The 19,555-nt window shown below is 65.3% G+C and carries 15 protein-coding genes; 1 reads left to right on the top strand and 14 read right to left on the bottom strand.

The window, feature by feature from the left end:
* The 7 genes from F8K16_RS02160 to coaBC all read right to left on the bottom strand — a co-directional run.
* The coding region (locus tag F8K16_RS02160; RefSeq protein ID WP_294946307.1) for a sulfite exporter TauE/SafE family protein at window positions 1–350 on the bottom strand (350 nt) is incomplete at its 3' end.
* Window positions 351–353: 3 nt separating this feature from the next.
* Window positions 354–2,363, bottom strand: a complete 2,010-nt coding sequence (locus F8K16_RS02165) for a hypothetical protein (protein ID WP_294946309.1) — start codon at window positions 2,361–2,363, stop codon at window positions 354–356.
* Window positions 2,364–2,367: 4 nt separating this feature from the next.
* Window positions 2,368–3,261: an acetylglutamate kinase gene (argB, locus tag F8K16_RS02170; RefSeq protein WP_294946312.1), complete on the bottom strand. Its 894-nt coding sequence runs from the start codon at window positions 3,259–3,261 to the stop codon at window positions 2,368–2,370.
* A gap of 53 nt (window positions 3,262–3,314) precedes the next feature.
* Window positions 3,315–3,731, bottom strand: a complete 417-nt coding sequence (locus tag F8K16_RS02175; protein ID WP_294946314.1) for a RhuM family protein — start codon at window positions 3,729–3,731, stop codon at window positions 3,315–3,317.
* 2 nt (window positions 3,732–3,733) lie between these two features.
* Window positions 3,734–5,116: a phosphomannomutase/phosphoglucomutase gene (locus F8K16_RS02180; RefSeq protein WP_294946318.1), complete on the bottom strand. Its 1,383-nt coding sequence runs from the start codon at window positions 5,114–5,116 to the stop codon at window positions 3,734–3,736.
* Window positions 5,117–5,126: 10 nt separating this feature from the next.
* Complete coding sequence (dut, locus tag F8K16_RS02185; RefSeq protein ID WP_294946321.1) at window positions 5,127–5,588, bottom strand: dUTP diphosphatase; 462 nt, start codon at window positions 5,586–5,588, stop codon at window positions 5,127–5,129.
* Entirely contained in the window at window positions 5,572–6,840 is a 1,269-nt protein-coding gene (gene coaBC, locus F8K16_RS02190; protein WP_294946324.1) for a bifunctional phosphopantothenoylcysteine decarboxylase/phosphopantothenate--cysteine ligase CoaBC, read from the bottom strand. Before coaBC ends, dut begins: the two co-directional genes overlap by 17 nt.
* A gap of 57 nt (window positions 6,841–6,897) precedes the next feature.
* On the opposite strand from coaBC, the gene F8K16_RS02195 reads away from it, so the two are divergent.
* Entirely contained in the window at window positions 6,898–7,491 is a 594-nt protein-coding gene (locus tag F8K16_RS02195; RefSeq protein ID WP_294946327.1) for a hypothetical protein, read from the top strand.
* Between the two features lie 3 nt (window positions 7,492–7,494).
* Here the strand turns inward: F8K16_RS02195 and pelG are convergent, their stop codons facing one another.
* The 7 genes from pelG to F8K16_RS02230 all read right to left on the bottom strand — a co-directional run.
* Window positions 7,495–8,865: an exopolysaccharide Pel transporter PelG gene (gene pelG / locus F8K16_RS02200; protein ID WP_294946330.1), complete on the bottom strand. Its 1,371-nt coding sequence runs from the start codon at window positions 8,863–8,865 to the stop codon at window positions 7,495–7,497.
* Complete coding sequence (pelF, locus tag F8K16_RS02205) at window positions 8,853–10,400, bottom strand: GT4 family glycosyltransferase PelF (RefSeq protein ID WP_294946333.1); 1,548 nt, start codon at window positions 10,398–10,400, stop codon at window positions 8,853–8,855. The genes pelG and pelF overlap by 13 nt, the downstream gene beginning before the upstream one ends.
* Entirely contained in the window at window positions 10,397–11,404 is a 1,008-nt protein-coding gene (locus tag F8K16_RS02210) for a hypothetical protein (protein ID WP_294946336.1), read from the bottom strand. Before F8K16_RS02210 ends, pelF begins: the two co-directional genes overlap by 4 nt.
* Window positions 11,389–12,723, bottom strand: a complete 1,335-nt coding sequence (locus F8K16_RS02215; RefSeq protein WP_294946339.1) for a PelD GGDEF domain-containing protein — start codon at window positions 12,721–12,723, stop codon at window positions 11,389–11,391. The genes F8K16_RS02210 and F8K16_RS02215 overlap by 16 nt, the downstream gene beginning before the upstream one ends.
* A 4-nt stretch (window positions 12,724–12,727) precedes the next feature.
* Complete coding sequence (locus F8K16_RS02220; RefSeq protein ID WP_294946342.1) at window positions 12,728–13,255, bottom strand: hypothetical protein; 528 nt, start codon at window positions 13,253–13,255, stop codon at window positions 12,728–12,730.
* Between the two features lie 3 nt (window positions 13,256–13,258).
* On the bottom strand, window positions 13,259–16,822 hold the full coding sequence (locus F8K16_RS02225; RefSeq protein ID WP_294946347.1) for a tetratricopeptide repeat protein: 3,564 nt from the start codon (window positions 16,820–16,822) through the stop codon (window positions 13,259–13,261).
* Window positions 16,812–19,555, bottom strand: a 2,744-nt coding sequence (locus tag F8K16_RS02230; RefSeq protein WP_294946344.1) for an endo alpha-1,4 polygalactosaminidase, incomplete at its 5' end; no start/stop codon positions are given. The genes F8K16_RS02225 and F8K16_RS02230, both read right to left, overlap by 11 nt.

Genomic DNA, 19,555 nt, shown 5'->3' on the forward strand with positions numbered 1-19,555 from the left:
GAGTAGAGCCCCAGCCCCAGGGTCAGCACGCCCAGCGCCAGCTGCGAGATGCGGTCGGGAATGGAGAGGATCACCAGCGCGCCGGTGATGACCCCCGGCACACCGCAGGCGAGGATGAAGGCGGCGAAACGCCAGTCATATTCGGATGACTGCAAATGCCGCGCCGTCGCCCCCAGTCCCAGAAAGACGCTGGCCACCTTGTGGGTGGCCAGCGCAATGGCAAAGGGCAGGCCGAGAAACAGCAGTGCCGGCAGTTGCAGCAACCCCGCCCCACCGCCGGCCAGCGCCGAGAAGAAGTTGGCCGCCAGCGAGACGACAAACAGCAGCAGCTGCCCGCCCCAGCCTTCCATGGATCAGAAGTGCCTCAGTAGCGCGCAGCGGGCAAAAAGGCGCATGGCCACATCCACCGAAGCCACCCCGTTGCGCCGACCGCAAGCGGTGGTGGTGAGCAGCCGGTTGCGGGTGAAATAGGTGCCGGTCACCGTCTGGGCGTGCGGGCTGCCCATCAGGTCGAGGTGGTAGGCCTGCTCGCCGCCGTCCCAGCGTGCAAAGAGCGTGCCTTCCTCGCCCAGATCGGAACGTACCTCACAGATACGCCGGCCATCGGCCTCGCGACAGCGGTAGAGGCTGACCGAGGCGGGACGACCCGCGGCGCGGCGCTGTTCACCTTCCACCAGCCACTGCCAGTCCTCTTTCGCACGGCCCACCACCTGTTTCACCCGCGCCGGGATTTCCTTGAGCATACGGTAGGTCGCTTCGCGGGTGGTAGTGTCCTTGCCGCCGCCCAGAAAGCCGGGTCTCCGGGCATAGGCCCACACCTTGCCGCTGCGGTCTTCAACGCGGCGATCATGGATGACCAGATCCGTGCCGATGACCAGCTCGCCACCATGGGAGAGCCCCTCCTCACAATAGAGGGTGACCTCACCTTCCGGCCAGCCATTCTTCTTACCGCCCCACCATTCCACTTCCTCACAGCGCCGCCCCATGATCCGTTCACCCAGCGCCTTGAGCTGCTGTTCCCGGTTCTGATCAGCCACCACCTCTTCAAGATGGCGCTTCATGCGAGGAGCATATTTCTTCACTTCTTCATAGCGGTTCCGCCGTCCCTTGACCAGCAGATTAGGACGCCGGATATCGGGAAGCAAGGCAATCACGCGATTCATCTCCTGCAGATCTGCCGCGCGATCCTCACCCGGTCGGAAAGTGATAGCCTCGTCATACATGGCCCACAGCTTCTGCGCCAGCTGATTGTCCCGCAGCACCTGCTGCAGCACCGGTCGCTTCTTCCACCGTTCGATCAGCGCCTGCTGATGGTCGGTATCCCGGCTGTGGAGGAAGTCGGCCAGATCCCTGAGGAAAGCGATATGGCCCTGATGCTTCCAGTGAGGAAAGAAGCGGACATAGTAGGCGGGGCAATGGATATCCTTCGCCGCGTCGGCTGGGGTGCAGTCCCTGCGCAGCTGCTCGCCAAAGTAGATGAGATAGGTCAGCACCTTGTGCTCGAAGGAATGGGGCAGCTTTTCCCGAGGGGCCTTCTCCAGTGCCCGTGCCAGACCGGCCAGAGAACGAACCTTCCCTAGATCCGGTAGGAAGGCAGACGGCAGCGTTTCCGTAGCCACCGCGGCAATGCCCGCCTGCCCTGTTGCGGAGGATCTGGCAACCTGCGCACGGGCCGGAGCGTGTCGTGACGACGGGGCAGCCTTGCGGGAAACCCGACTGCGGGTGGCAGCAGCCGGTTTTTCAGCAACAGTCGTCGGCCTTGCTGCCCCATGGGCCGCAGGCGGACGCCGGGATTCCTGCGGTGCTGTCTCCGCAAGCGGCTGAGCCGGCACCTTCTCCGGCTCGCCCGCCAGCATCAGCTGGCCCGGCAGGGCTTCTGCGATGTTCTGCGGCGTATCCTGAATGTAGACCCCATGTCCCTTCAGCTGCGAGCGGGTGAAAGTCTTCGGATACCAGAGGAGTATGAACGCAGGGGTTCCCCGCGTGTTATAGAGTACCTCGACCCGCTGATCACCGTCGCGCCGCCGTGAATGCTGTTGCGGGAGCAGGTGTGCCTCGGCCTCTGGAACGGTCACGAAGCGGGGCGATGCATCGCGCAGACAGAGGCCGGCCACCACGCCGCGCCTGTCATCCCGCAGCAGGGCCAGCAGGGCGGGGCAGTCCGCGCTGCGGCGCAGCTGGGGCAGAATGAAACGCTGCCACTGCCCTTCGGGCAACTTTCCGTCGTAACGGAATTCGATGATGTGCGGCCCTGTCTTTTCAGCCGGGGCGCCCTCCTCATCGTCCAGCAGATCGAAACCCCAGGCGGGGGCTGTCATCATCCCCGCCAGCAGCCACGGCAGGCAGCGCAACAGGCACTTCATCGCTTTATCCCGTGATCAGCGTGCCCACACCCTGATCAGTGAAGACTTCCAGCATGACGGCGTGCTCGACGCGGCCGTCGATGATGTGGGCGGCGTTGACGCCGTTGCTCACCGCATCCAGCGCGCACTGGATCTTGGGCAGCATGCCGCCGTAGATGGTGCCGTCCTCGATCAGGCGATTGACGGTGTCGGCATCCAGCCCGGTGAGCAGATTGCCCTCATTGTCCAGCAGCCCCGGCGTGTTGGTCAGCAGCATCAGCTTTTCCGCCTGCAGCGCCTCGGCGATCTTGCCCGCCACCAGATCGGCGTTGATGTTGTAGCTGGCCCCGTCCTCGCCCACGCCCACCGGCGCGATGACGGGGATGAAGTCGTCCTCCACCAGCATGTCCAGCACCCGGGTGTTGACCCGGCCCACTTCACCCACATGGCCGAGATCGATGATCTCCGGCGCATCCAGCTCCGGGCGCATGCGCTTGAGTTTCAAGGGCTTTGCACAGATGAGGTTGCCGTCCTTGCCGGTGAGCCCCACGGCATTGCCGCCGTTCTGGTGGATGAGGTTGACGATCTCCTTGTTCACCAGACCGCCGAGGACCATCTCCACCACATCCATGGTCTCCTCGTCGGTCACCCGCATGCCGTCGATGAATTTGGACTCCTTGCCGATACGCTCCAGCAGCTGGCCGATCTGCGGCCCACCACCATGCACCACCACCGGGTTCATGCCCACCAGCTTCATCAGCACGATGTCACGGGCGAAGCTGTGCTTCAGCTTCTCATCGATCATGGCATTGCCGCCATACTTGACCACGATGGTCTTGCCGGCGAAACGCTGAATGTAGGGCAGCGCCTCGGAGAGCACCGAGGCGATCTGATGGGCTTTCTGCTTACTGATGTTCATATCCTGTATCCGCATGGTTCGTTTCCTGAGTGTCTCCCGCCAGAAAATTCATATCAGGCAACCATCCGACATACCAGCGCCTGCTCCAGTTCCCGGGCATTTTCCCGCAGGCGCTGCCGGTTGATGGCATAGCCTTTGAGCAGATAGTCCCGCAGCCACTGTGTGGCCCAGATGCGGAATCGGGTGCCCTGCAGACTCTTGACGCGATAACCGACAGAAATAATGACATCCAGATTGTAATACTCGACTTGATAAGTTTTTCCATCCGCAGCAGTTGTCGCAAATTTTGCGACAACTGCCTCCCGTTCCAGCTCGCCCTCCCGGAACACATTGGCAATGTGCTTGCCAATGGTCTTCACATCACGCCCGAACAGCTGTGCCATCTGCTGCCGGTTGAGCCAGACGGTCTCAGACGCCAGCCGCACCTGGATCTGCCGCCGGTCATCTTCGTAGATGAGGATGTCGCTCATTCTCAGAATGGCACGTCAATCGGCGGGTCCTGCGCCAGAATCCATTCAATAAAGCGGTTCTGGATGCGTTCCAGCGCTTCGGGGGTTTCGCCCTCAAAGCGCAGCACCAGCACCGGCGTGGTGTTGGAGGGACGCACCAGTCCCCAGCCATCGTCGAAATCCACCCGGATGCCGTCCAGATCGAACACCATGCCATCCGGAAAGTCCGCCGTGGCCCTGAGCTTTTCCATGAAGTCGAAATGCTCGCCGAAGCGCTCGAACTTCAGCTCCATTTCCGGCGTGTTGTACGCATCGGGCAGGCGGGCGAACACTTCTGATGCGGGCGCATCCTGCCCGGCGATGATCTCGCACATGCGCGCGGCGGTATAGATGCCGTCATCAAAGCCATACCAGCGCTCGCCGAAGAAAATGTGGCCGGACATCTCGCCCGCCAGCGCCGCGCCGGTCTCCTTCATCTTCTTCTTGATAAAGCTGTGGCCGGTGCGCCACATCAGCGGCTGGCCGCCACAGCGCTCGATCTCCCGCCCCAGCAGGCTGGTGCATTTGACGTCATAGATGATGGTCGCCCCCGGCTGGCGGCTCAGTACATCACAGGCATAGAGCATCATCTGCCGGTCGGCATAGAGCAGGTTGCCCTGCTCGTCCACCACGCCGCAGCGGTCGCCATCCCCGTCGAAGGCCAGCCCCAGATCGGCGCCGGTCTCCTTCACCCGGGCGATGAGGTCCTCAAGGTTCTTCGGCTTGGCCGGGTCGGGATGGTGATTGGGGAAGGTGCCGTCCACCTCACAGTAGAGTTCGTCCACCTCGCAGCCGACGGCCCGCAGCACTTCCGGCGCATAGGCGCCGGCCACCCCATTGCCCGCGTCCACCACCACTTTCAGGGGGCGTTTGAGCCGAATCTTGCCGGCAATGTCATCCCGGTAGGCGGCGGCGATGTCACGGGTTTCATAGCTGCCCTCGCCCGTGGCGAAGTCCTCCGCCTCGATGCGGCGACGCAGGGCCTGAATCGCCTCACCGGAGAGGGTCTCGCCCGCCACCATCATCTTGATGCCGTTGTACTCCGGCGGGTTGTGGGAACCGGTAATGGCCGCGCAGCTGGACACCCCCGGCGTGTTGGCCGCCGCCCAGTAGACCATCGGCGTGGTCACGCAGCCCAGATCGATCACGTTCACCCCCGCTGCACGCACGCCCCGGGTCAGCGCCCCGGCCAGTTCCGGGCCGGACAGACGCCCATCCCGCCCCACAATCAGGGTATCCTCGCCCGCCGCGCGCACTTCGGTGGCCAGCGCCCGACCGACCAGCTCCACCGTCTCCGGCGTCAGCCCCTCGCCCACAATGCCGCGAATGTCATAGGCGCGGAAAATGCCCGCATCCACCTGTGCCATGCGTTTTCTCCTATCTTGTTCCAGTGGAACCAAAGCCGCCCTCACCCCGGGCGCTGCTGTCGGAAAACTCCTCCACCTGCACCAGCTGCGGATGCAGTACCGGCATGACCAGATACTGGGCGATGCGCTCGCCCACCTCGATGGTGTAGGGACGGTCGGTGCGGTTCCACAGCGGCACCTTGATCTCGCCCTGATAGTCCGAGTCGATCACGCCCACCAGATTGCCCAGCACGATGCCGTGCTTATAGCCCAGCCCGGAGCGGGGCACCACGATGCCCACATAGCCCGGATCCCGCAGCCAGATGGCGATGCCGGTGCCGATCAGTTCCGTCTGCCCCGGATGCAGGGTGAGCGGCTGCTCGATGCAGGCGCGCAGATCCATGCCCGCCGCGCCCTCGGTGGCGTAGTGCGGCAGGGGAATCTCCTTCCCCAGCCGCGGATCGATGATTCTGTATTCAACCGTCGGTGTCATGTTCGCTCCACTGTGCAATGGTCTCGATCAACTGTTTCGCCAGAATGTCCTTGGGCTGGCGCTCAAAGTGCCGCTCGCGTCCATTCCGATGCAACAGCCACACGGCATTGTCCGGCTGGCCGAAGGCCCTGTCCTCGCCCACCTCGTTGGCAATCAGCATGTCCGCACCCTTGGCTGCCAGCTTCTCCCGTGCATGCTCCACCACCCGCTCCGTCTCGGCAGCAAAGCCGATCACCAGCCCCGGACGGTCGGGCCGCGCCGCCACCCGGGCGAGAATGTCCGGATTGCGCACCAGCTCCAGCGTCATGCTGTCCTGACCCTGCTGTTTCTTTAATTTCTGATCAGACGGATGCGCCACCCGCCAGTCGGCCACGGCCGCCGCGGAGATGAAGACATCCGCGCCGGCCACCGCCTGCTGCACCGCCGCATCCATCTCTTCTGCCGTGCGCACATCGATGCGGTGCACGCCGGCAGGCGTGGGCAGGCTGACCGGCCCGGCCACCAGCGTCACCTCGGCCCCGGCATTCCGCAACGCCTCGGCCAGGGCAAAGCCCATGCGCCCGGAGCTGCGGTTAGCGATGAAGCGCACCGGATCAATGGGTTCCTCGGTGGGGCCGGCGGTCACCACCACCCGTTTGCCGCGCCAGAAGACGGGGTCTCCCCCATTTTTACAGGCTGCCGGTTCACCCGCCCCGGCCGCGCCCTGATTTTTGCCGGGAAACAGGCCGTTTTCGCCCCACAGGGCGGAAAAAATGCCCTCCGGTTCCATCATGCGCCCCTCGCCCACCTCGCCACAGGCCTGCTCGCCGCTTTCAGGCGGCAGAATGCGCACGCCGCGCGCCCGCAGCACGTCGATGTTTTCCTGCGTGGCCGGGTTGACCCACATGAGGCGGTTCATGGCCGGCGCCAGCACGATGGGCGCCTCGGTGGCCAGACACAGGGTGGCGAGCAGATCATCGGCCATGCCCGCGCGCAGCCGGGCGATGAAGTCGGCGGATGCCGGCGCCACCACCACCGCCTCGGCCCAGCGGGCCAGCTCGATGTGCCCCATGGCGTCTTCCTGTTCGGGGTCGAACAGGCTGTCGCGCACCGGTCGACCGGACAGCGCCTGCAATGTCAGCGGCGTGACGAACTGCCGCGCGGCGCGGGTGAGCACCACCTGCACCTCATGTCCCGCCTGCCTGAGCAGGCGCAGCAGCAGAATGCTCTTGTAGGCGGCGATGCCGCCGGTGATGCCGAGAATGACGCGCATGGCCCATCCGTTCGCGTTAAGATGCGCTCATTTTAAGACGCACGCAGGCGGAAATCGGTGAAATTCAAGCGCGAAGATCTCTTCTGGGCCCTGCTGACGCTGGTGCTGTTCGTGGCCGGCTACATCTTTCTGCGTCTGGCCTATCACGTGGCCGACCAGCTGCCGTTCAGTCAGGAGTGGGTGCTGATCGTCCTCGGCACGCTGGTGACCATCACGCTGACCGCCCTGCTGCTCAACCGCCAGACGGAAACGGAACTGAAGAAGGAAGAGCGAGCCAAGTTCCTCGAACTGAAGACGCGCATCTATTTCGAGCTGCTGGATCACATTCAGGAGGTGGTCATTCAGGGGCGCACCGACGAGACCGAGGCCAAGCGCATGCGCATGCTTTCCCACAAGCTGGCCATCGTGGCCAGCCCGGAGGTGCTGCAGCAGTATCAGCGTTTTCTCACCGTCTATCACCACAACCTGCGCAACCGCGAGCTGGACGCGGGCGAGACCGAGCAGATCATGGACGAACTGGCCCGGCTGACCCTGCGCATCCGCACCGACATTCTCGGCGAGGCCGCCGGCGACGACACCCTCGGCCGCGAGGAGACCGATCGCATCATTCTGGCCACCAACGACATCTACGACGAGCAGGACATGCACTGAGCGCTACTCCTGCAGCATGAAGGTCTCGTACTCCAGCCGGTCCAGCTTGGTGGACAGCACCCACAGGCCCACCACCACCGTCAGCGCCATGGCGATGGTGAAGCCATAGCCCAGCCAGGCCGGCCCCAGGTGGATGGTCAGCCAGGTGAACGCGGCGTTGGCCACCAGAAACAGTCCGCTCAGCCCCACGGCGATGTTGCGGTAGTCCAGATAGAAGGCCACGTTGAGAATGGCCAGCAGCAGCACCTGCAGCCCCACCCCCACGATGTCGATGTAGAACAGGCGCAGATACAGCGGCGAGATGCCCACCAGATCAAGGATCTCCGGCCCCCACAGCAGCAGAATGACGATGGTCAGCCCCTGCACCTTGAAGATCTCGTAGATGCCCTGCCGGGCGGTATAGACCATCTGGTCCTTGAAGAAATAGATGTGCTCCAGCGTCTCCCCCTCGCGCACCGCGTTGTAGAAGCGGTCGTAGTGCTCGGCGAAATCCGTCTCCATGCGCACCAGAAACACCGCCATGCCCGGAATGATGGACAGATAGGCCAGAAAGATGGGCAGGTCATAAATGGGCGAGGCGCGCAGTGGCCCGATGATCTGCTGCGACAGCTCCGGTGTGAACCAGACGATGAACTTGTCCACCCACACGGCCAGATTGAAGAAGAAGCCCGCGAACGCCAGCGAGATGAAGATCTTGCGCCGGTCGGTGAAGTCGAAATCCACGAACTTGCGCCCCGGATAGGCGCGGATGATCATGAACAGGAAGCTGAAGAACAGCACCCCGTGGCCGATGAGCACCCCGCCCAGCAGCCCCACCAGTCCGAAGGGGCGCAGCGCCAGCGCGCTGACCACCGCCAGCGAGTAGCCCACCAGGAACACCAGCAGAATCTGCCGGTACTGCTTCATGCTGGAGAGGAAGATCACCACCATCCACATGCCGCACAGCAGCACGAAGTTGGCCAGCATCATCAGCTCGTAGAGCAGCGTCTCGTGGAAGAAGAAATAGAGCGCCGCGCCGCCCAGCACGCCGGCGGCCACAATGGTCACCCACAGCACCCCCAGCAGGTTGGGCAGAATGATGCGGTCCCTGTTCTCGAACAGCCGGTCGGCCACATAGCGGGTGAACAGCAGCTGCAGCAGCCCGGTGAGAATGAGACTCGCGGCCATCAGCCAGGTCACCGACACCAGAAACTGCACGATGAGCGTGGAGGGATAGACATGCCCCAGACTCAGCACGCCGATGAGCATCACGCCGATGACCGACAGCACCCACGGCCCGGAGCCGATGATGCCCGCGTAGGTGTAGGCCTGCAGAATCGACAGCAGCGTCTCCTTCTGCAGGATGCGGCGGATCTCGAACCCTATGCCTGCCATGGCGAACGCTCCAGCGCCTCGTCATAGACGCCCCGGTAGGCGTCATACATCTGGTCCAGCCGGTAGTAGCGGCGCACCCGTTCCAGCCCGGCCCGCTGCGCCGCCTGCCAGGCCGCCTCATCCTCCAGCAGTGACAGAATGCCCTGCGCCGTGGCCTCCGGATCGGCGATGGGCACGATGCGCCCGCCGGCGCCCAGCGCCCGGTCTTCCTCGTCCCGGCCCTCCACCAGCTCGCGGCAGGATCCCACATCGGTGGCCACACACGGCAGCCCGGCGGCGTAGCCTTCCAGAATCACCAGCGGCTGAGATTCACTGATGGACGTGAGCACGATCAGCCCCAGCTGCGGAAAGATCTCATCCACCCGGCGGAAACCGAGGAACTTCACCCGATCCTCCAGATCCAGACTGCGCACCAGCGCCCGGCACTCCGCCACGTAGAGGGGATCCTCCTCTTCCGGCCCGACGATCCAGCCTTCCGCCTCCGGCATGGTGTCGCACACCGCCCGCATGGCACGGATGAAGGTCTTGATGTCCTTGATGGGCACCACCCGCCCCACCAGCCCCACCACCGGCGGCACGCCCTCCGGGCGCGCTTCCAGCACCGGGCGGAAGCGTTCGATGTCGATGCCGTTGGGAATGATGCGACACTTCTCCGGCGGCGCGCCGTCCTTGATCTGGCGCAGCTGATTGGGCCGGTGCAGCGAGATGATCGGATCCGCCTGCTGGTAGGCCAGCCGCCCCAGCACCTCGAAAAAGCGGATCCACAGCTGGCGGATGTAGCCCGCCTCATGCTCGATGTCCGCCCCCAGCGCGTCCATCTGGTCCCGGATCCACTGGGCCTGCACCAGATCGATCTTGCGCTCCTTGGTGTAGATGCCGTGTTCGGTGAGCACGAACGGCAGCCCGCGCCGCGCGGCCAGCATGGCGCCCAAGAGCCCCGCGTAGCCGGTGGAAACCGCGTGCAGCGCCCGCACCGGCGGCAGGTCCCGGGCGATCTCGGCCAGCAGAAACAGCGGCGCGTGCATGATGCGCACCGTCCAGAAATAGTCGATGAAGGACGGGTCGGTGCAGAAGCGCTCGTAATGGTCGGTGATCATCGCCCACGCCTCTTCGCCGTAGAGGAAATCCTCCCGGGTGATGCCCGCGTCCGTGCCCAGCTTGCCGAGCGTTTCGGCCATCACCTCGGGCTGCACCGGCCTGCGGGCACGGAAATCCCCATGCATGGCGCGCATGGCCTCGAACTGAGCCTGCTTGCCCGAACGGGCGTCCGGCTCCCCATGGATGGAGGCGTGCATGATGTAGTGGGTCTCCAGATGCACCACATTCTCCGGCAGCTCATACTGGATGCCCTCGTAGTGCTCCGGCAGACCACCCAGAAAGACGATGGCGAAGGTGTATTCCGGCAGGCCGGTGACGATCTGGTGCACCCATGAGGACACCCCGCCACGCACATAGGGGTAGGTGCCCTCCAGCAGCAGGGCGATGTCGGCAATCGGCCGGTCGTCTCTGCGTCCCTCGCCGCGCTGCCCGCTCATGTTCCTGCCTCCGTCCACCAGCGCACCACCGGCAGCAGGGTCGGATGAGGACGGCCCACCCGCGCCCGATATCGGTGCAGCGCTTCGGCCACCCGGTCGAACTGCCGCTGCAGAAAGGCCGCCTCCGCCACATAGGGCAACAGCTGCTCCTCCGGCATGCCGGCGTCCATGGCCGCCTCGAACAGCCGGGCGGCTTCATCCGGCCGGTTCTGCGCCAGCCGCACCCGTCCCAGCAGACGCAGCGCCTGCGCGTCCCGCCGTGCCTCAAGCACCGTCTCCAGCGCCCGCTCGCACTGCTGCAGGTAGTAGCGGCGCAGCCCGCCGGTGGCAATGCCGAGAAAGATCAGCTCCCAGTAGTCCTGCGCCAGCAGCAACAGCAGGCGGGGCCGTTCGGCCGCAGGCGCCTTCTCCAGCGCCTCCTGCCGCTCCATGATGCGTCCGTTGATCTCCGCCTCCTTCTCCTCCAGCATGGCGTAGGCCAGCAGACGCACATCATCCTCAGGATCCCGCAACGCCTCCTTGAGCAGCTGCATGCGCTGACGCTCCGGCATCATGCGGGTGGCGATCAGCGCCTTCATGCGCTTTTCCACATCACCGGCCTCCCGCAGCACCTGCACCAGTCCGCCCTGGCTGTAGAGCGGCTGAGCCGAGACGGACACCGGCCGGTAGGGCAGTTCCGGAATCTCCACCACTTCGAACGGCTGCCGGCCCCGCCTGCGGGTCAGGTAGATGGCGGGCAGAATCGCCGCCAGCGCTCCGAGGGAGCCGATCAGCGGAATGGCAAACTGCAGCGTGGTCAGAAACGCCAGCGTGCGAAAGCGCTGCGCCTGATAGCGCAGCGGCAGGAAGCGGTAGATGAACAGCGAGATCAGCAGCGCCGAGAGCAGATGCAGCAGCGAATAGGCGGCAAACTGCATCTCGGGGGTTGTCAGAACGAACAGCGCCCACAGGGCCGTGCCTTCCGCCAGCAGCCCCAGAATCAGCAGGATCACCGCGCAGACCATGCCACCTCCATACCCTGTGCGCGCAGGAAATCCCGCAGCGCCTTCTCATCGACAATCTCATGGGTGGCCAGGGTCACCGGCAGCCGGTCCAGCTCGGCACCGGTCAGTTTGCGCACCTCATCCCGCAGCCGCTGCAGATAGCCGTTGAGTCCCAGCGCGTCCGTCAGCGGCAGCAGCACCAGCACTTTCAGCGATGCGCCTTCCTGCGTCAGCACCAGATCCAGCCCCCGGCGCATGCGGGTGACCAGCTCGGCGAGACGCCGGCCCGTGTCATCATCCGGCAGGCTCAGCACCACCAGCGATGAGGCCACCCGGTGCTCGACCGCATCCACCGCCGCCCGCTGCAGCTGCACCCAGAAAACCGCCTGCTCCTCATCCTCCGCCTGGGGCACCCGTTCCCGCAGCAGGATCATGTCCGCCGTGCGCCCGGCCAGCACCGCCAGCAGGCGCAGCACCCGCTCCTCGAAGGCGAAGAACGGCATGGCCGCCACCGCCACCAAGCCGTGCACCCGTCCCTCGAAATCCACCAGCGGGATGGCGGCCAGATAGCGGCTGCCGGCGGCGTCCTGTTCGTCCGGTCGCACCGTCACCATCTGCCGGCGCGACACAGCCGCCCGCACCAGCGGGTCGTCCCCTTCCACACTATCCATCCGACCCAGCCGCGCCAGCGGCCGCGCTGCCACCTGATCGCCCTCCATGCCCGCCAGCGCCGCCTGCTGCAGGCTGCCGTGCTGGGCCATCAGGTTGAGCACCCGCTGCGCCGCCGTCTCATCCAGCACCTGTCCCAGACGGTCAGGGGCCAGCTCCCGATAGAGGGCACGCAGGGCGCCACGCAGGCTCACCGTGCTGCCGGCCAGCTGGATCTCGATCTGATCATGGGAGACCCGCAGCAGATGGTAGCTGCGGGTGAACGCCTCAAGCCGCTCGATCAGGTAGCGGTTCTCCCGTCGCAGTACATGCAGGTGGCGCTGCCAGTAGTCGCTGAACTCGCCGGTCAGCATGGTCATGGTCATCAGCCCCACCATGAAGCCGTAGGGCAGCGGATGGCCGCGCAGAAAGCCCTCGTACCACACCAGCGCGATGACGACCGCCGAGGCTGAGATGAAACCGGCGTAGAAGCCGTAGCGCAGCGCCACCAGCAGGGAGGCGGCCATCACCCAGGGAAAGGATCCATGGGCAAAGAAAGGATCCTGCGGGCTGATCAGAAAGCCGAGGGCGATGCCCACGGCGGTGACCAGCGCTACTTCCCCCCAGCGCACCCAGGCCGGCAGTTGCCGCTGCCGGCCGCTGAGCATGGCGTTTTCCCACAGCGCCTTCATGGAATCATTTCTTCAGCGGCAGGTCGCCGAGCAGCCTGTCCAGCAGCTTCTGCGCCGTCATGGCCACCCCTTCCCGGCCCCAGCCGGCACGGGCGCCACTGGCGCTCCACACCACCTGCCCGCTTCTGAGATCCACCACCCGCAGGGTGACGCCCACCGCAGGCTCTCCATCCAGCCCCGCCTTGTAGCGCCACTCGTTCAGACTGCCGGTGACACCGTAGCGGAAGCCCTGTTTTTTCGCCCAGGCCAGCGCCTTCTGATAGCGCGCCCGATCATCCACCAGCAACAGCGGATCCTTGCGTGCCTCACGGGGATAGTCCGCCAGCTGCACACCACTTGAACGCAGCAGCACGGACACGATACGCTCGATGCGCTCAGCCCCCTGCGGTGCCTGCGCCAGATTCTCGAACGGCAGCAGCGTCCAGCGGGCCGACGTCTCCAGCGCCGTCCGCTCCGGTGTGGTCTTCACCACGCTGCAGCCGGTGAGGACAAACACCAGCAGCACCCCCAGCCATGCCCTGCTCCATCTCATCGCTCATCTCCCCATGTAACGGTTATAGGAAAGCTTCACCTCAAAACTCGGCCCGCCGGCCACCGTATCGGTGCCGAAGCTGGCGGTCAGCCCCAGCTCGTCATCGCCCTCGATCCGCCAGCCCAGCCCGGCCTCGATGCCATAGTCCACCACCTGCCGCGTCCACACATAGCCCAGATTCACCCCCAGCTTCCAGCGGGGTGAGGGCACCTCGTGGGCGATGCGGTGCACCTGTCCGTGATACCACACGCTCGACACCCCGATGCGGCCATATTCCCGCGTCAGGATCGTGTCCGTCTGGGGCGGGGTGACGAACAGGTCGTTGAGCCGGCCATCGGCCAGCGGATCTCCGTCAAAGCGGTACCACTGCAGGTCGGCCCCCACCTCCCATGTGGGGTCATGGACAAACAGCGTGTGCGTCACGGTTGCCGTCACCCGTGGTCCCTGGCCCAGCCGCACGCCCCAGGCGCTGTCGATGCGGTGCCACTCCAAGGTGCCGCTGAGGCGGGTGCGGCTGTCCAGTCCGTAATCCACACTCATGCCCGCATGGCTGTCCAGTCCCCAGCTCCACAGCGCGTCGGAATAGTCCGCCCGCCGGTTGAAGGCTGCCGTCAGATGATACCCCAGCCCCGCATCCAGCTGGCGGAACCAGTCGATGCGCCCGCCCCAGCTGTCACGCAGCCTGCGGCTGACATGCAGGCCTTCCAGCTTCAGCTGCCAGTCCCGCCCCCAGCGACGCCAGCCCAGCCGGGCTTCCAGCTGATCGCCCAGCCCGGATCGCAGTGGCGCGCGGCCCACAAGATGCAGCGGCATCAGCTGCAACCGCATCGCATGCTCCGGATAGAGCCGCGCCAGTGTCACACCCCAGCCCCCCGCATCCAGCGCGTCCCGATGGCGCCACAGGCGGGTCAGGCGCACTCCGTTGTCCAGACCGCTGCGGATGGAGGCGGTCATGGCGCGAATCTGGGCGACCGTCTGTTCATCCTTGCGGGCGTCCAGCGCCGTCAGCCCTTCGGTCAGCGCCGCCGTGCGGCGTCCCAGCAGCTTCAGGGCAAAGACCCGGTCGGCCACCGGCAGCCGCTTGAAATGCCTCAACGCCCAGACCAGTGCGCCACCATCATTGTCATCCAGCGCCATAGAGAGCCGCATCCAGCCGGGCAACGCCACCCCGTGGGCCAGCGCTCGCTGCAGGTAGTAGTGCGCCCAGATGCGCCTGCCATCGGCCAGCGCCCATTCCAGCAGCAGTATCAACCGCCCCGCTTCATCCAGCTGCACGTGTGCCGTCCGGGTCAGGTTATCGGCCGGCCGCGCGCCGGCAAAAGCACGCGCCAGCCGCAGGGCGCGCTCGGCCACCAGTCCTTTCAGTTCACCCGCCAGCAGCCGGGGGCGCAGCTGACGCCATACATACGCCTGCAGACGGCGGGCGTAGGCGTGCCAGCCGGTCTTGTCGAGCGCCTCGGCCATGGCCATCAGCCAGTCGGTGTCCTGCCGATGCTGCGGCAGGCCAAGACGGAACCAGCGCAGGCTGTCGCGATAGTCCCCCAGCGCCAGATAGCCATAGGCCAGCAGCGGCTGCACATCCGGACGGCGATCAGCCGTGAGAGAGAAAAAGTCCAGATAGCCGCGCAGCCGGTCCCCATAGCGGTCCACATGGTCGATCAGCGTCCAGATGAGACCGGAACGGATGGTCGAGTCGTCCGGCGCCAGCACATGGGCCTGCTCCCAGGCCGCCACGGCCTGATCCACCTGACCGGAACGCAGCGCCAGCTGCGCCCTGAGCAACCACCAGCGAGCCGCCAGCGGGACGGATGCGGGCCTGTCGATGGCATCCAGCCAGCGCCTGGCCAGATCAAGCCGGCCGCCCTGCAGGGCCAGCGACACCGCCTGCAGGCCATATTCCACATTGTCCGTGCGCCGGAACAGCGCATGCAGCAGCCGCGCCGCCTCCACCACCCGGTGCTCAAGGATCAGACCCTGCGCCACCCGCGGCAGCTGATCCAGTATGGCCTTATCCACAGTTTCCCCCTGCAACAGCCGCCATGCGATCTCGCGGGCGTCATCAAACCGTTCCAGATAATTGGCCAGTTCCAGCCTGCGCCGCCAGTAGCGGGGATCCCTCGGCGTTTCGCTGGCGCGCAACAGCGCGGCATAGGCCAGCTCCGGCGCCCGCTGCAGCCACAGCAGGTTGGCCAGTTCCACCCGCAGCGCCGGCGTCAGCGCGCCACGGGCTTCCAGCCCCAGCAGCACGGCCGTGGCCTCAGGCAGGCGCTCCATGTCCACCAGCAATCGGTAGAGACGCCGCGCCAGCTTCCCGTTCCAGGGCTGGCGGCGATATTCGACCTCCAGCATGCGCCGTGCCTTGTCCGTCTCACCCAAAGCCAGATAGACGCCATAGAGCTGCGCGCGCTCTTCCTCGGTCAGAGGGCGTCGGCGCTGCAACTGCTCCAGCAGATTGCGCGCCGTCTCCAGCTGTCCCAGCCCGATGGCCAACCGCCATGCCCGACGCCAGTCCGCACTGCGACCGGTGCGCCGGGCGTAACGCAGCCACCAGCGCCAGCCCTCGCGCACCTGTCCGTTCCAGTCATGCACCTGAGCGATGCGCTTGATCTGAAAGGCGGTGAGACGATCCGGCGGTCCGAGATAGGGCACCAGTGCCAGTGCCGCCTTGAGCCGCCCCTGTCCCAGCACCACCTGAAAAAGCTGCCAGGCCAACTGTCGATCATGAGGCCGCAGCCGCAGCAGACGTCCCATCCAGCGCTGCTGCAGATCCAGCCGCCCGTTCTGCCGGGCCATGGCGATGGCCAGTCGCAGGGCAGCAGGGTCATCCGGCCAGTTCTTCACCATGCTTCGGGCCGCCTGCAGCGCCCGAGCCGGACGGGCAGCGGCCAGCCACAGCCGCACGCGTGCCCGGGCCCATGCGCGCCTCTCCCGGACGGGAGCCGCTCCCGCCATGCGCTCGAACACGGCCATGGCCTCATCAAAACGTCCCGCCATCCACAGATGAGCGAACAGGTGCGCGCGCCAGCGGGCCGCATCCTGTGGCGTGGCTGCGTGGCGCAACAGCCAGCGTTCCGCTCTGATGCGGGCCGACAGGCTCAGCCGTACCAGCAGCGGCGTGACAATGCGCCGCTTCTCCTCCACGGAGAGCGGGCCGGCCAGCAAATTGTTCAGAGCCTGCTCCAGCGCCTGCCGGAAGTGCCGTTGTGCCCCCGGCTGCCGGGCGGCATACATGCGTCCCAGCAGAATATTGAGGTAGAGCTCAGCCAGCCGGGGGCTTGCCAGCAGCCTTTTTTCCGGCCCCAGTGCATGCAATACCTGCAACGCTCGTGCGTCTTCACCGGCCAGATGCAGCTGGCGCGCCAGGTGATAGCGCACTTCGGCGTTATCGGGGTAGGAGTGCAGCAACAGGCGCAGATAGGCGATGGAGAGTGGGTCAGCCCGCTGCATCTGCTCCAGTGAAGTGAACACCACCTCCCGGGGAAACATCAGGTAGAGCACCAGCGCCACCACGCCGGTGAAGGCGAGCAGCCCGCCCGGGCGGATCAGATGTTCCCGTTCAGTGACCACAGGCAAGAGTCAGCGTCCTCTCAACATCCGGTGTGCGGGCAGGCAGGCGCACGGTCAGAACGGCACCGCTTCGCTGAACCTTCATACCCTGCTCGCTGCTGCGCACCCGGCAGCCCGCCGCATTTTTCCACCGAAACATGGGCACCAGACCGGCATGGAAACGTATCGTCCAACGCCTCTCGCCCGCATATCCGTTTACCCGGTCAATGACCGCGCTGCTCTCCTCCAGCCACGGGCCAGAAGGCGGCGCCTCCTCCTGAGAGAAGGTCATGACCCTTTCCGGCGCCAGATGCACATAGCGATCCTTACCATGCCGCTTCCAGCCCAGCACGCGCTCTCCCGTCAGCAACGGACGACCCGCGGACACTCTCAGCGTCCGCACCGGCCAGTGGCTGTAAAGGCGCAGGCGCCCATCCGGCAGGCGCACCCAGCGGGCGGTGTAGAACGCCTGTCCCCTCGCCGCATATTCACCGGCGAACATGGGCGTGATCGGCTGGCTGAGCGCCCAGTCATATACCTCCAGCAGCGCATTGAGCGACGCGGCCTTGCTGCCGGAATAGAAGTGGTAATAGATGTCGATGGGTTTCAGTCGGCGCGCGCCATCCAGCAGCCGGAAAGTGGTGATGACGTTGCGGTAGCCGTAGTAGGGCCCATGCCACAGGTTGGTATAGTTGTTTTCGTTGGTCTCCGGCGCATAGATCTGCACTCCGACCCGGGTGGGTCGGCCAACAGGCCACACCCGGCTGAGGCTGTTGGCATAGCGGGTCAGTTTGGTATCGCCGCCATTCATGTTGAGCAGGTCGCGCCACTCCACCCGTGCCAGCGCCTTCGGACCGGGCAGGCAGTCTCCGCTCCACAGCAGCACCCGCACCGGCTTGTCCTTCGGCGCCAGCCGCCGGTTGATGTAGTCCACCGACCCATCGATCTCACGACGCACCGAAGGCGTGTAGTGCTTCACTGGAAGATTCCAGCCATATTCATCGTTTTTGGGAATGGCAATGCCTTCGATATGCCGCCAGACGAATGGATGGCTGTAGGTATGGCTGGCCGGCTCCACATTTTTCAGCCGAAAAATGCGCCGGGCGATGCGCTCTGCCTCGGCGCTGGATTTGGGATACACCCCCCATGGCGCCACCTCCGCCTCGATGACGGAGACGGTATGGGGCAGGGTACGGAAACGCCGCAGCACTTTCTCCAGAATGACCTGACCGGACAGAGCATGATCACCGAATTCGGCACGGGAAACAAAGCCGTCCCCATCGATATGGGCCATGAGGATGCGCCGCCCGTTCTCGGTGGTCACGTCCACTGCAGGAAGCTCCGGCAGCTTCAGAGCCGCCCGCAGAAAGGCCACCGGATCGAACAGCCAGAACAGGTTGCTGTCTTCTTCCTGGCTGCCGGCGGCCTCGAACAGATAGGGGGACAGGGCAAAGCCCCCGCGATCTGTCACGGCGATCTGCGGCCAGTGGACATGCCCGTCGGTGAGGGTCAGCCATGGTTCCAGATGCGCATCCTGTGCCGGCTGGAACAGCTGCACGTCCAGCCGACGAAGACGCAGGCGCCCCTCAAACCGGCCCACACCATGGACAACCCGCCCGATCCGCAGCCGCCCGGGCAGCGGCTGCAGATTGCCCACACCCGCCAGTGCCCGGCATGACGGCACATCGGGGATCATGCCGATGAATACCACCGGCAGGCCCCAGCTGTTCCAGCGGCCCAGCCGTTCGCACAGGGCATCATAATGCCCGGCACCTTGCCCCTGCGCCCAGATCGCCACCCCCGCATAGCGCCCCACCGGATCTTCCAGTTCCACCGGCCGGTCGGCACGCCGGTAGTCATAGAAGTAGCCCAGATATTCCAGAGGTGTGGCCAGAAAGCGGTGCAGATCGGATGCGTCGGCAAAAGCCTCGAACCCTTTCGGTGACTCGAACAGTCCCAGCACCTTGCGCGGCAACGGCGTGACATGACTGACGCCCACACGAGTCAGATGCGCGTCCGTGATCCATGGCTGGGCGCCAGCCGCCTCGATTTTCCGCGCCAGCGCCTGCGCCTCTTGCCCGGCCCGCTCCGGCGGCAGGTAATCGATGGATACCACCGGCAGACCCATGGCCTTCACGCGACGGATCTGCTCCAGCAGCCATTTTCGATCCGCTTCCGGGACGGCGACATAGGCCTCCCGCCGGGCATCATAGCCCTGATAGAGGGACTCGAAGGCCACGCCGCTGATCTGGTCATGCACCGCATCCAGCAAGTCGAAGCCACGGTTGAGCCATACCGGCCCCCTGCCCACCTTTTGCCGGATAGCACGGATCAGCTCGATCATGCCCTGCCGAAAGGTGGCCTGCTCACCCTTCGGCAGGGCGTGAAAACTGTCCACGGTGTCAAGAAAGACCCCTTCGAACCCCTTCTCCAGCGCACGCTCCACCAGCTGTTCGACAATGAAACGACGCACCTCGGGACGGCGCACATCCAGCCGGACAGACCGCCAGGCCGTGTTGTCGTCCAGCAACGCTCCTTTGGGCAGGCGGGAAAAATAGCCGGCCTCACGGGCCACCTCGCCCACACTCACATAGGCCAGCGGCCGCACGCCAAGCCGTTTGAGCCGGTGCAGATCCAACCGTGATACATGGCGAGGCTGCAGCACCAGACTGTCCAAGTGCTGCCACTCACCCGGCTCGAAATGCCTGCCGTAATACCAGCCGATCTCTCCGGCCGATACGGCCAGAGCCGAGC

Origin of the sequence: Sulfurivirga sp., from assembly GCF_015490265.1 — a bacterium.
Classification (GTDB): domain Bacteria; phylum Pseudomonadota; class Gammaproteobacteria; order Thiomicrospirales; family Thiomicrospiraceae; genus Sulfurivirga.

What these genes read in the sequence shown, in the direction of transcription:
- F8K16_RS02165 (WP_294946309.1), bottom strand. Translation starts at nt 2,363, where the DNA reads ATGAAGTGCCTGTTGCGCTGCCTGCCGTGGCTGCTGGCGGGGATGATG.
- argB (WP_294946312.1), bottom strand. Translation starts at nt 3,261, where the DNA reads ATGAACATCAGTAAGCAGAAAGCCCATCAGATCGCCTCGGTGCTCTCC.
- F8K16_RS02175 (WP_294946314.1), bottom strand. Translation starts at nt 3,731, where the DNA reads ATGAGCGACATCCTCATCTACGAAGATGACCGGCGGCAGATCCAGGTG.
- F8K16_RS02180 (WP_294946318.1), bottom strand. Translation starts at nt 5,116, where the DNA reads ATGGCACAGGTGGATGCGGGCATTTTCCGCGCCTATGACATTCGCGGC.
- dut (WP_294946321.1), bottom strand. Translation starts at nt 5,588, where the DNA reads ATGACACCGACGGTTGAATACAGAATCATCGATCCGCGGCTGGGGAAG.
- coaBC (WP_294946324.1), bottom strand. Translation starts at nt 6,840, where the DNA reads ATGCGCGTCATTCTCGGCATCACCGGCGGCATCGCCGCCTACAAGAGC.
- pelG (WP_294946330.1), bottom strand. Translation starts at nt 8,865, where the DNA reads ATGGCAGGCATAGGGTTCGAGATCCGCCGCATCCTGCAGAAGGAGACG.
- pelF (WP_294946333.1), bottom strand. Translation starts at nt 10,400, where the DNA reads ATGAGCGGGCAGCGCGGCGAGGGACGCAGAGACGACCGGCCGATTGCC.
- F8K16_RS02210 (WP_294946336.1), bottom strand. Translation starts at nt 11,404, where the DNA reads ATGGTCTGCGCGGTGATCCTGCTGATTCTGGGGCTGCTGGCGGAAGGC.
- F8K16_RS02215 (WP_294946339.1), bottom strand. Translation starts at nt 12,723, where the DNA reads ATGAAGGCGCTGTGGGAAAACGCCATGCTCAGCGGCCGGCAGCGGCAA.
- F8K16_RS02220 (WP_294946342.1), bottom strand. Translation starts at nt 13,255, where the DNA reads ATGAGATGGAGCAGGGCATGGCTGGGGGTGCTGCTGGTGTTTGTCCTC.